Origin of the sequence: Pseudomonas sp. ATCC PTA-122608, assembly GCF_001952855.1 — a bacterium.
Lineage (GTDB): Bacteria > Pseudomonadota > Gammaproteobacteria > Pseudomonadales > Pseudomonadaceae > Aquipseudomonas.
In genome coordinates this window covers 450,359-462,077 of the sequence record NZ_LPNO01000002.1, presented here as the reverse complement: position 1 = coordinate 462,077, position 11,719 = coordinate 450,359, and the positions used below count along the sequence as shown (strand labels likewise).

Sequence of the window (11,719 nt, the reverse complement as noted above, 5' to 3'; positions counted from 1 at the left end):
CCGGTAGGCCGCTGTGCTGTTGATCTGCTTTTGATCTTGATCTTAGGCGCCCCGTTAAACCACGCTGGCCGAACGTAGGCAGTACGGAGCGGGTAAACCGGCAGGACGCCGGTTTAGCCGCGACGGGGCAGGGACGCCCCGTCGCGGCGGCCCGCTTCGTGCTGCCGGAGTGCGGGCACACCGAGCCCAAGCGAGGTGCCGAGTGGTGGGGCAAGAGCGTTTTGCTTACTTTTGCGCTTTTCAAAAGTGAGCCGCTGTAAGAGCGGAACCATAGGCGGCCATCACCCAAATAACGGATATTCACTCAATCAACCCAGCCCCAACCGCCCATGCCACTGGGCAATCGACTCCTGCGGATACTCCTCAAACTCCAGATCCCCCGGCCGAACACTCACCTCAACCCAAGGCGCCTTCGACCCCAACATCAAATGCGTATGCTCCGGCGGCACCGGCAACGGCGTATCAATCGCCGAAGCAAACGGATGAATCAACTCCGGCCACTCCGGACTGAACAACCACAACCCCGACCCACACTGCGAACAGAAATGCCGCTCAGCCGTACTCGCATGCGCCCGACTATCCCCCGGCCCTTTCATCCGCGCGTGATAAACCGAAATCAACTTGCGCCCCCGCACCCTCAGGCTCTTGGCATCCCCCCCAAGGTTGATCGCATACCCGCCACCCCCTTGGGTCTTGCGGCAAATCGAGCAATAACACCGCTGATAAGGGTAGGGATGAGCACTCTCAAGACTGAACGTAACCGCGCCGCAATGGCAGGAACCGTCGAGCTGCATGGCAAAACTCCTTCTCCTGATGATGTAACAATACTTTGCTAATACCTTAGCCTCAGGCAAGATTCCCCGCTTTGGTTTCAGGGAAGACGCCCATGATCGCTTCATTGCAGAGCGCTGCCGCGCAAATTCGCCATGCCGTCCGCGCGGCGACTGAAGGGTTGGTGGGGCGTGAACAATTGGCCGAGCTGATTGTGTTGGCCGCCGTCGCCCAGGAACACATCCTCGTTGTCGGTCCGCCCGGCACCGCCAAAAGTGCGGTCGTGCGGCGAGTGGCGCAGTCCATGGGCGGGCGCTATTTCGAGTACCTGCTCGGGCGTTTTACCGAACCGTCGGAACTGTTCGGCGCGGTAGACCTGAAAAAACTCCGGGAAGGCACTGTCGAAACTGACGTCAGCGGCATGCTGCCGGAAGCCGATATCGTGTTTCTCGATGAAGTATTCCTGGGCTCTACGGCGATCCTCAACACCTTGTTGGGCGTACTCAACGAACGCCGCTTCCGCCGTGGCCATACGCAAATTCATTGCCCGTTGCGCGTCTGTGTGGGCGCCGCCAACGGCCTGCCGGACGACGAGGCCTTGGCGGCCTTCGGTGATCGTTTCCTGCTGCACCTGTTTGTCGAGTCGGTGCCGGACAACCAACTGGAAGCCATGCTGGCCGGTGGTTGGCAGTCCGAGCAGCGACCGGTCCAGCAGTTGCTCGGCCTGACTCAACTGGACACCCTCGGCCAGGCGCTGAAAAACGTTGATCTCACCCTCGTGCGCCCGGCACTCGCCCAGGCGATTCGCCGCCTTCGGGAAGCCGGCATTGCGTTGTCGGACCGGCGCATCGTCAAATCCCAGCGCCTGATCGCGGCGGCGGCCTTGCTCGGTGGCCGGCTTGAGGCCAGCGAAGCGGATTTGTGGCCGTTGCTGTATGTGTTGCCGACCAAGGAAACCCAGCAGCATGGCCGCGAGGTCTTGCGGGACCTGTTCGCCGCTTCCAGCAATAGCCATCTGTTCAGCGCGGTGGAGGAGGCGACCTTGCAGCCGATGTCACGGCTCAATCGCTTGCTGGAAACGGCTGAAGACTACCTGAACTGCAGCGAACCACCGGCGAGCCCGGTACTGGAAAGCCTGCTGCGAGAGATCGACGCCAACTTCAATAGCCAGACCATGCCGGAGTCGCTGCAGCAGGCGCGGGAGAAACTGACCCATCTGCTGACGCCCATAGCATGACGGCTGCGGCTCACACCTGGGGCTGGCGCTCACGCCGCTCGCCCGCTGAACCGCGTGCTGCCGTGGCCTGGGGCGAGGCTGCGCGGCGCTTGCATGCGCGGCTGTTGCTGATCCCCGCCGAACAGGCCGCGCGCCTGCAAGCCACCGCCAATGCGCACGTGTTGGTGGTGTCCGGCGTGGCCGACGATTTGCCGTGGGTCGACGGCGTCGAATATGCCGCTCCCGAGGACGGCGCGCCGGGGTTGTGGTTGCCCACCAGTTGGGAGCCGGACGTGCCGGCGGATGTGCTGGGCCAGGCACTTGCCGTGGGTTTCAAACGTGCTCCCTTGTTAGTGTGGCGCAGCCCCCAGGCGGTGATTCCGCTGGACCGCCAATTGCCGCTGACGCCTGAACATTTACAGCGGATTGCCGCTTATTGGGTGGGCCACTGATGCAACTGCCAGACTCGCTGCAACCCTGGAGCCAATGGCTGGAATGGTTTGCTCCGGACCACTTGCCGCTGTTCGCCGACCTGCTGGGCCGGCTCAATCCACTGCTCGGCCCGCTGCGTGGCCGGCAACAAGGTGGTGTGCCGGAGCCCGATGGGCTGGGTGATTTGCAACGTCGTGGACCCTATGAGCGCTTGCTGTCCAGCGAGTGGTTGTTGGCTGAGGAAGTACCCGATGAGTTCCTGCGTCGGGCGGCGGTCGGTGAGCATATGTTCCTGGCGCCGCAGTATCGGGCACGGGAAGCCAATCGGTTGATGGTCGTGCTGTTCGACGCGGGCCCCTTGCAGTTGGGCGCGGCCCGCCTGGTACATCTGGCTTTGCTGATCCTGTTGGCGCGCCGCGCGGCGGAGGCCGGGGCCGAGTTGCGCTGGGGTATTTTGCAGCGTGAACCGGCGCTGTATGAGCTGGGCGCTGCGTCGAACCTCAAGCAACTGCTGAACGCCCGGACCTATGAAGCGGTCAGTGAGCAACATGGGCAGGCCTGGCGTGACTGGATGGCCGAACAGCCGCAGACCGTCGGCGAATGCTGGCTTGTCGGCCAGCGTCTGCCGGAGGCTGTACCGGCGTGCTGCACCCACCGGGCCCATGTGCAGCGCAGTCTTGACGGGCAAAGCCTGTTGTTTGAGTTACGGGCCGGGGGAACACGGCAGGTGAAATTACCGATGCCGGATGAGCGCCAAGCCTTGCAACTGCTCAAGGGCCGCTTCGAGGGTGAAGCGGCAGAGGCGCCCGTGATCAACGCTCAGGTACCTCGGGTGGCCCTGACGTTGCCGCCGGTGATTTCCGGTGCCGGCAACTATGTGGCGCTGCGTCTGCTGGATCAGCCCGGGATGGCGGTGATCAAGCTGCCGTCGCCGAATCAGAAAAAGCCTTTGAGTGTACGCACTCAACTCTGGTCCTCTTATCAGCATGCGCTGGCGGTGACCTTCCTGAGTCGCGAACTCGGCGCGGTGTTGAGCAGCGAGGAGGCCTTGGCTTTCTGGAATATTCCCGGCCTGGCCCCGGTAAAAAAACCAAGTCGCGAACAACTGCTGCTGCCGCCGGGTACCGCGACGTTTCTGCCTGCCGCCTGGCTGCGCAATCCCAACGCCGAGCGCGTTTACTTGCTCGATAGCCAGGGCCGGCTGGCTTACTGGGAGTCGGACCGGGCCAAGGCGCTGGACCGTTCAAAGCCGCGCCAGACCCATGAACTTGCCAGCGGCGTTTTGGGCCTGGCCAGGGTCGATCAATTTACACTGGCCTATGTCCGTAACGCCGGCGGGCGATTGTTTGCACAGTCGGCGGCGGCAGATGAGGCCAGGACTGAGAGTTACGCGCTGAGTGTGGCAGAAGGCGTGAGCCAGGTGCTGTTTGCCGGCAACTCGTTGTGGCGGCGTCATTTCGGCGGCTGCGCGCTGCTCACGTCCAAGAGTGGGAATGAAAGCTGGCAGGTGATCACTCCCAAAACTGTGCCGGTCATCAAGGAATACATCGACCTGGCCTCTGGCTGGAAAGCCATCGGCTTGCTGCTGGACGTGGGCAAGGACCAACCGTCACTGCTGCTGGTCAACGCCGGCCAGCGCGCTATCGGCCTTTACAGCAACGGGCAGCAGAAACTGCTTTTCACCACCTCGGATGTTATTTCCCGGTACAGCTTTTGCCCCATGAGTGGTCTGCTTGCGGTCCTCACCAGCTCCCGCGAACTGCTGGTGTATCACGTGGCGTCCGGTGACTTGCGCCTGCAGGTCACATGCGACAAAGAGCCCGAACACACCAAGGAAGGCGGCGATGCTTGAACGCAATGAGGCGTTGATTCGCCGCCCGGTACTGGCCGGCCACCAACAGATTGAAGGGCTGTGGTTCTCCTGTGAACGCTTCGACGCGTCAGAGCGCGAACGCTTGATCCTCGAACACTGGCAGTTAGGTGCCGGTGCCTACCGGTTTGCCGAAGGTGACTTGTTGCGCTTCTGCACTGCATTGTCGGTGCAATGCGAAACCCTCGCGGGTTGGCCGCTGATTCGCCAGGGTGCTGGTTTGTGTTCGGCGCTGCTGGCCCCGGAAGAACTGCACACCCTGCCGGCGGCGGATGTGTGGCTGGTGCGTGGCAGTCAGGTGCAGGCCTTGCTGTTGCGCGATGCCCAGGCGTTGTCGCCGGGGCAGTGGCTCGATATCAGCGGCTATGCGCTGCTCGACACCTACGACTGCAACGCCACCCTGGCCGAGCCGGTGTTGGAGGCGCGGGTCACCGACGTGCGGACCATCATCGGCGGGCCGTTGGGGGCAGTCAGTCCGGAGCGGGAAGGGGTCATGCAGGCCTTGATTGAACGTCAGCGCGCCGCTCCCCAACAGCCTGCCGCCAGAGCCACGGCTCCCGGCAAAAGCGCATGGAATCCCACGGAGCCTGTCTCGTTTCCCGCCTTGAAACTCGGCGCCACCTTTGCCTTGGTGGGGGCACTGATCTGGATGGCCAGCTATGGCAAGCAGCAGGCTTTCTCTCCGTTGCCGCCCCCCGTCCGCGAGGACTTCAGCGGGGTGATCCTAGGCACGCTGGTGGGCGCGATTGTCTTTACCGCGCTGCTGATGGGCTTGAACAAGTTTTTGCGTCGTGGCTCGCCTGGCGTGGCGGCGCCGCCCCCAGCAAAAGCGGCCCAAGGTATCGCACCGCGTGCCACGCCGGTGGGGCACAAACCTGCCGCCTGGCGCCGCTGGCTGACCCGCCTGACCCAGCATTCAAAGCTTTCGGCGTTGTACGGCAAGCGTCAGGCCGCCTATATGCAACGCATGCTGGAGATGTTCGAAGACGGCGACTTTGCCGAAGCCCTGCGCCACGCCATCCCGCTGGGCGGCGAGCACGGCAGTAGCGAGCAGATGTTCGGCACCCCGGAGCGCCGGCAGGACCTGCGCCTGAGCGAGCAAAGCGGGCCCCGGCGCGCGATGCTGTTCGAGGAGGGCCTGGAGGCCCACTTGCGGCTGGTCTACCGCCAGACTTTCACGCGACTGGACCGTGAAGGGCGCATCGAGGAAGCGGTGTTTGTGCTGGCGGAATTGCTGAAAGTGCGCCAGGAAGCGCTTGATTACCTGGAAAAACACGGTCGCTATCAGCAGGCCGCCGACCTTGCCCTTGCCTGGGACATGCCCGCTGCCGTGATCGTGCGCTTGCTGTGCCTGGCAGAGCAGTGGGAGCAGGCCTTGTCGGTAGCGCGCCGGGATAACGCGTTCGGCGATGCGGTGTTGGCACTTCAGGCCAAGTCGCCTGAAAGCGCCAACCGCTTGCGTCTTGAATGGGCGCAATCGCTGACCGAAAAAGGCCTGTGGCTGCAAGCCGTGGAAGTGATCTGGAGTTTGCCTGCCGAGCGTGGGCGAGCGGCGCAATGGCTGCTGAATGCCGAAGCGGCAGGCGGGCGGTTGGCGATTGATGCGCTGGTCAAGCGCGCCATCCTGCTGCCTGAGACGCTGCATGCCTACGGGCCATGGGTCGAGCAATTGCGCAATGATCCGCAGCGCGGCCGTGAACGCGCGGCCCTTGCCCAGGCGCTGTTGGCCCATAAGGCCGAGGCGGGTGCGCTGGCCTGGCTCACAGGGGCGACGGTGCATGCGATCGTGGCGGACCAGCTCGGCGGCGAGGGTGGCTTGACCCACCAGCAGTTGCAGGCGCTGGTGAAAATGAGCAAGGACAAATTGCTCTTGGCGGACCTGCCCGGCCAGGCGTTGAAGCGCTCTGCTGTCGTCCCCCTGAGCCAGGCGGGCGAGACCCAGGAGTGGTGGGTCCCTGCCCGAGGCAATCGAGGGATCCGCGATGCGGTTGCGCTTGAAGATAGCCGCTACCTGTTGGCCCTCGGTGAAGCCGGCGCGGTGGTAATTGATGAGTTTGGCAACACGCTGTTCCATTTCGCCGTGCCGGCGCAGGAGATTGTCCTGGCCCACGGCCGGCAAGTGGCGCTGGTGCTGATTCGGCGTAATGACGCCTGGCGGATCAGCAAGTTGGACCTGGTCAATCGTACCGCCACGGACCTTGGGGTGCTGGTAGTGGACGTGTTTGCCAAAGTCTTCGATGGCACCGCCTGGAGTATCGGCCGTGAGAAACAGATGCGGGTGGTGGATGTTGATCGAGGGTTTGCCACCCTATGGCACGTGAGTGATCTGCCTGGCCGGGTCCACCGACTGCAGAGCGATGAGTGCAACGAATACTTATGGCTGTTTTCTGTGCCGGGGGTGGGCATCGAGCGCTGGCATTACCGGTTGCCGGAGCGGCGCCTGATGGGGCGCGAGGTTGTGCCGGCCATCAATCCGGACCACAACCAGTTGCTTTGCGCGGTCAGCATGATCACCGAGTGCTGGATCAAGGACCTGTACGCCGAGGAACTGATTCTGGTGGTCAACGTTGCCGGTAATCACCGGGGCTATCGTTTGCCGGGCGCCGCGGCCGAACTGATCGAGGAATACCCGGTGAGCGTCCATCTGGAGCCGGAGTGGCTGCTGTTCCATTATGCCGTCGCAGACAACCAGAGCCGTTGGCATATGATTCACCGCGCCAGCGACCGTCTCTGCGCTGCTTGGACGTGGCCACTCGATGACGCCAATGTGCGTCAACAGGGCGATGACTGGCTGCTGTTCGATGAACAAGGCCGCCTGTCCCATATCAACGTTGCCAATGGCAGCCAGCGCAACATCACCCTTAACTGACCGTCTGCGGCATCAACGTGGCTATCAACGCACGAATGGTGCCGGGCAACGCCTCCAGTTCCCGCACCAGAATACTGCGCTCGCGTACCGCCCAAACCTCATCCAGCTTGACCGTCACCAACTGCATGGTCCGGCTGTGGCGCACCGCCGCCGACTCTGGAATGATGCCGATCCCGACGCCAGCCTCGACCATCCGGCAGATCGCCTCGAAACTCGACATCTGGATCCGCAACGACAGGTGCTTGCCCAACCGCTCCACATGCTCACGCAGGAAACTCAGCAACGTGCTGCCGTCATGCAAACCGATATGTTGGTAGGCGAGGGTTTGCTCCAACGTCACCGAAGGCAGGCTCGCCAGCGGATGCCCCACGGGTACCGTCAGCACCAGGTGGTCGGTGCTGAAATGCAGCACCTGTAGCCCCGATGCTTCCACGGGCCCGGCGATGATGCCCATGTCGCTGGTACCGTCGAGCACGCCTCGCACGATGTCTCGTGACAGACGCTCCTGAAGGTCCACGGTGACGCCAGGACGCGCTGAAAGAAAGCCAGCCAGCACTTCCGGGAGAAACTCGGTCACGGCGGTGGTGTTGGCAAAAATGCGGATATGCCCGGCCGAATCGATGCCGTATTGGGTGAACTCACTCTTCAGGTAATCCACCTGGCGCATGATCAACCGCGCGTGGTGCACCAGCCGTTCGCCCGCCGGGGTGATTTCCACGCCACGGCTGTCGCGATACAGCAGGCGCGTGTCGAGCTGGCCTTCCAGGGCTTTGATCCGCGCACTGGCGGCGGCCGGCGAGAGGAACGCGCGCCTGGCGCCCTGGGTCAGGCTGGGGGATTCGGCGATATGGATAAACAGGCGTAAGTCAGCCAGATCAAAGTGCATGCAAGGCTCCAGGTGGACGAACTCTTGTGGCGAGGGGGCTTGTCCCCCGTTGGCCTGCGTAGCGGGCCCAAAAAAAGCGGGAGCGCTTCGCACTCCAACGGGGGACAAGCCCCCTCGCCACAGGCACGCGCCATCACCACAGAAAGCCTCATGATCAATTCGGGGGCTGTGCTCTGTTCGGACAGGTCAGCGGCGTTCAGCATAGCCGAACGCTGCTTTATTGAAATGCAAATTCTCAGAACGGCCAAGGCCCAGCATGATCCGGCTCAGATTCCCTGCCCGAGGACATGCACCTGATGAGCGCCACAGACTGGATCGGCCGTAGCGAAACAGCCCACGACCACTTGAGCCACAACCTGCTCAAACGCATCGCCGCCACCTTTGGCGAAGCGGCACCGGCAGATGGCGAGGCGGTTCCGCCTTTGTGGCAATGGTGCTTTTTCCAGGACCCGCTGCCCGAATCCGCCCTGGGCGGTGACGGCCATCCGGCCCGTGGCGGGTTCCTGCCGCCGGCGGATAACCGCAATCGCATGTGGGCCGGCGGGCGTATCGAGTTTTTCCATGGGTTGCGTGCCGGTGAGTCCGCCACCCGCGTTTCGACCATCACTCAAGTGGAAGAAAAAACCGGCCGCACCGGCTCGCTGCTGTTCGTCACCGTACGCCACGACTACTCCCAGGACGGCCGCCTGGCCATCCGCGAGGAACAGGACATCGTCTATCGCGAACCCACGCCGCCCAAGCAGGGCAGTGGTGATGTATTACCCGAAGGTGACTGGCGCGAAGCGGTCGACCCGACGCCAACCCTGTTGTTCCGCTACAGCGCCGTGACCTTCAACGGCCACCGCATTCACTACGACTACCCCTATGTCACCGGCACCGAAGGTTATTCGGGGCTGGTGGTGCACGGGCCGCTGATCGCCACTTTGAGCCTGCGCGCATTTTGCCGCGCAAATCCTGTGGCCACGTTGCGCCGTTTCTCGTATCGCGGCGTGCGGCCATTGATTGCCCCGCAACGCTTTGAAGTCGGTGGGCGCATCACCGCGCCGGGCGTCGCCGAACTGTGGGCGGGCAACGCTGACGGCCTGGCCCAGCGCGCCGAACTGCATTTCGAATAAACCTCCAAGAACAACAGGCGGAGAGCCGTTAATGAACCCGAATGACAACGAAGAACTGAATGCCATCCGCGAAGGCGTCCGCGCACTCTGCGCCGAATTCGACGCTGCCTACTGGCGCAAGGTCGATGAGGAAAAAGGTTTCCCGGAAGCCTTTGTCAAGGCCCTGACCGACGCCGGCTGGCTGTCGGCGATGATCCCGGAAGCCTACGGCGGCTCGGGGCTTGGGCTGGCGGAAGCCTCGGTGATTCTTGAGGAAGTGAACCGCTGCGGCGGCAACTCCGGCACCGTCCATGGCCAGATGTACAACATGTTCACCTTGCTGCGCCACGGCAGCGAAGCGCAAAAGAGCTTCTACCTGCCAAAGCTCGCCAGCGGCGAACTGCGCCTGCAGTCGATGGCCGTGACCGAGCCCACCACCGGCACTGACACCACCAAGATCAAGACCACCGCCGTCAAGCGTGGCGACAAGTACGTGGTCAACGGCCAGAAAGTCTGGATCTCGCGGGTGCAGCATTCCGACCTGATGATCCTGCTGGCCCGCACCACGCCGCTGGCCGAGGTGAAGAAAAAATCCGAAGGCATGTCGATCTTCCTGGTGGACCTGCGGGAAGCCATCGGCAATGGCCTGACCGTGCAGCCCATCGCCAACATGGTCAACCACGAGACCAACGAACTGTTCTTCGACAACCTGGAATTGCCCCTCGACAGCCTGATTGGCGAGGAGGGCAAGGGTTTCCGCTACATCCTCGACGGCCTGAATGCCGAGCGCACCCTGATTGCCGCCGAGTGCATTGGTGACGGCCGCTGGTTTATCGAGAAAGCCAGCGCCTATGCCCGTGACCGCGTGGTGTTTGGCCGGCCCATCGGGCAGAACCAGGGCGTGCAGTTCCCGATTGCCGAAGCGCATATCGAGATCGAAGCGGCCGACTTGATGCGCTGGCGTGCCTGTGAGGAATACGACAGCGGCGCCAACGCCGGGGCCAGCGCGAACATGGCCAAGTACCTGGCGGCCAAGGCTTCCTGGGAAGCCGCCAACGCCTGCCTGCAAACCCACGGCGGCTTCGGGTTTGCCTGTGAATACGACGTGGAGCGCAAGTTCCGCGAGACCCGCCTGTACCAGGTCGCGCCGATTTCCACCAACCTGATCCTGTCCTACGTGGCCGAGCATTTGCTCGAACTGCCACGCAGCTTCTGAGGGCCCGACCATGAGCCATACCCAAGCGCTGTGCCGGTTCCTCGCCGAGTTGAGTTACGAGCAATTGCCGGACGACGTACTCGCCCGCACCGAAGACCTGTTCCTCGACTGGCTCGCCTCGGCGCTGGCCAGCCAAGGCGCACATCCGATCCCGCTGTTCGAGCGTTATGCCCGCGCGATGGGCCCGGCCAATGGCCCGGCGCAGATCATCGTCAACGGGGGCAGCAGCAGTGCCTATTTCGCCGCGCTGGTGAACGGCGCATCGTCGCACCTCGTGGAGCAGGATGACTTGCACAATAGCTCCGTCTTGCACCCAGCCACCGTGGTCTTTCCGGCTGCCTTCGCGGCAGCGCAAGACCTTGGCAAGTCCGGTCGCGAACTGCTGCTGGCTTCGGTGGCCGGTTACGAGGCCGGGATTCGCATCGGTGAATTCATGGGCCGTTCCCACTACCGAATCTTCCACACCACGGCCACCGTCGGTACCCTCGCGGCGGCTGTCGCGGTGGGTAAATTGCTCGACTTCAATCAAGAGCAATTCATCAATCTGCTGGGCAGTGCAGGCACTCAGGCGGCCGGTCTTTGGGAGTTCCTGCGGGATGCCGCCGACTCCAAGCAACTGCACACCGCCAAGGCGGCCGCCGATGGTTTGTTGGCCGCGTATTTGACGGCGGACGGGCTGACCGGTGCGCGCAATATTCTGGAAGGTGATCAGGGGATGGCGGCCGGCATGTCCACCGACGCAGACCCAAGCAAACTGTCGGATCGCCTCGGAAGCCGTTGGGCGCTGCTGGAAACCTCGTTCAAGTTCCACGCTTCGTGCCGCCACACCCATCCGGCCGCCGATGCGCTGCTGGACCTGATGCAGCGCGAGGGCATCAGCCATGAGCACATCACCCGTGTGGAAACCCGCGTTCACCAAGGTGCCATCGACGTATTGGGCCGGGTAACGCTGCCGCAGACCGTGCACCAGGCCAAGTTTTCCATGGGCACCGTGCTGGGGTTGATTGCCGTGCACGGCAAGGCCGGGCTGACTGAATTTCATGAACTGGCGCTCAACGACGCAGACGTGGCGGCGTTTCGTGAAAAGGTCAGCATGACCCTCGACGCCGAGGTCGACGGGGCCTATCCCCAGCGCTGGCTGGGCCGGGTGATTGTCACCACGGTCGACGGCCGCGTGCTGCACGGCGCCATCGACGAGCCCAAGGGCGATCCCGGCAACACCCTGAACCGTGCAGAGCTGGCCGAAAAATTCCAGCGCCTGACCCAATTCAGCGGCGCCCGCACGCCCGCGCAAACCACTGGGCTGATCGAAAAGGTTTGGGACCTACGCAACGCCACGTCCCTGGCTCACTGGCTTTAAGGAGT

General features: G+C 63.1%; 9 protein-coding genes. 7 read left to right on the top strand and 2 right to left on the bottom strand.

Annotated elements, in window-relative coordinates; translation table 11 throughout:
• Positions 1-308: 308 nt before the first annotated feature.
• Positions 309-794: a GFA family protein gene (locus AU074_RS04630; RefSeq protein WP_076013703.1), complete on the bottom strand. Its 486-nt coding sequence runs from the start codon at positions 792-794 to the stop codon at positions 309-311.
• A gap of 92 nt (positions 795-886) precedes the next feature.
• Here AU074_RS04630 and AU074_RS04625 point away from each other — a divergent pair, with 92 nt between their 5' ends.
• The 4 genes from AU074_RS04625 to AU074_RS04610 are packed head-to-tail and all read left to right on the top strand — an operon-like array spanning position 887 to position 7,158.
• Positions 887-2,008, top strand: a complete 1,122-nt coding sequence (locus tag AU074_RS04625; RefSeq protein ID WP_076013702.1) for an AAA family ATPase — start codon at positions 887-889, stop codon at positions 2,006-2,008.
• Positions 2,005-2,439, top strand: coding sequence for a hypothetical protein (locus AU074_RS04620; protein WP_076013701.1), 435 nt, complete (start codon positions 2,005-2,007; stop codon positions 2,437-2,439). Before AU074_RS04625 ends, AU074_RS04620 begins: the two co-directional genes overlap by 4 nt.
• Positions 2,439-4,271, top strand: a complete 1,833-nt coding sequence (locus tag AU074_RS04615; protein WP_076013700.1) for a hypothetical protein — start codon at positions 2,439-2,441, stop codon at positions 4,269-4,271. Before AU074_RS04620 ends, AU074_RS04615 begins: the two co-directional genes overlap by 1 nt.
• On the top strand, positions 4,264-7,158 hold the full coding sequence (locus AU074_RS04610) for a bpX6 domain-containing protein (RefSeq protein ID WP_076013699.1): 2,895 nt from the start codon (positions 4,264-4,266) through the stop codon (positions 7,156-7,158). The genes AU074_RS04615 and AU074_RS04610 overlap by 8 nt, the downstream gene beginning before the upstream one ends.
• Here AU074_RS04610 and AU074_RS04605 read toward each other — a convergent pair.
• Positions 7,151-8,044: a LysR family transcriptional regulator gene (locus AU074_RS04605; protein WP_076013698.1), complete on the bottom strand. Its 894-nt coding sequence runs from the start codon at positions 8,042-8,044 to the stop codon at positions 7,151-7,153. The genes AU074_RS04610 and AU074_RS04605 overlap by 8 nt on opposite strands.
• 296 nt (positions 8,045-8,340) lie before the next feature.
• Here AU074_RS04605 and AU074_RS04600 point away from each other — a divergent pair, with 296 nt between their 5' ends.
• The 3 genes from AU074_RS04600 to AU074_RS04590 are packed head-to-tail and all read left to right on the top strand — an operon-like array spanning position 8,341 to position 11,714.
• Entirely contained in the window at positions 8,341-9,159 is an 819-nt protein-coding gene (locus tag AU074_RS04600; RefSeq protein ID WP_076013725.1) for a MaoC family dehydratase N-terminal domain-containing protein, read from the top strand.
• A 31-nt stretch (positions 9,160-9,190) separates the two neighbouring features.
• The gene (locus AU074_RS04595; RefSeq protein ID WP_076013697.1) at positions 9,191-10,354 is read left to right on the top strand and encodes an acyl-CoA dehydrogenase family protein; all 1,164 of its coding nucleotides are present in this window, start codon (positions 9,191-9,193) and stop codon (positions 10,352-10,354) included.
• Positions 10,355-10,364: 10 nt separating this feature from the next.
• The gene (locus AU074_RS04590; protein ID WP_076013696.1) at positions 10,365-11,714 is read left to right on the top strand and encodes an MmgE/PrpD family protein; all 1,350 of its coding nucleotides are present in this window, start codon (positions 10,365-10,367) and stop codon (positions 11,712-11,714) included.
• Positions 11,715-11,719: the final 5 nt, after the last annotated feature.

Bases quoted from the DNA above. Each gene is read 5' to 3' on its own strand.
- AU074_RS04630 (WP_076013703.1), bottom strand. From the start codon at position 794: ATGCAGCTCGACGGTTCCTGCCATTGCGGCGCGGTTACGTTCAGTCTT.
- AU074_RS04625 (WP_076013702.1), top strand. From the start codon at position 887: ATGATCGCTTCATTGCAGAGCGCTGCCGCGCAAATTCGCCATGCCGTC.
- AU074_RS04620 (WP_076013701.1), top strand. From the start codon at position 2,005: ATGACGGCTGCGGCTCACACCTGGGGCTGGCGCTCACGCCGCTCGCCC.
- AU074_RS04615 (WP_076013700.1), top strand. From the start codon at position 2,439: ATGCAACTGCCAGACTCGCTGCAACCCTGGAGCCAATGGCTGGAATGG.
- AU074_RS04610 (WP_076013699.1), top strand. From the start codon at position 4,264: ATGCTTGAACGCAATGAGGCGTTGATTCGCCGCCCGGTACTGGCCGGC.
- AU074_RS04605 (WP_076013698.1), bottom strand. From the start codon at position 8,044: ATGCACTTTGATCTGGCTGACTTACGCCTGTTTATCCATATCGCCGAA.
- AU074_RS04600 (WP_076013725.1), top strand. From the start codon at position 8,341: ATGAGCGCCACAGACTGGATCGGCCGTAGCGAAACAGCCCACGACCAC.
- AU074_RS04595 (WP_076013697.1), top strand. From the start codon at position 9,191: ATGAACCCGAATGACAACGAAGAACTGAATGCCATCCGCGAAGGCGTC.
- AU074_RS04590 (WP_076013696.1), top strand. From the start codon at position 10,365: ATGAGCCATACCCAAGCGCTGTGCCGGTTCCTCGCCGAGTTGAGTTAC.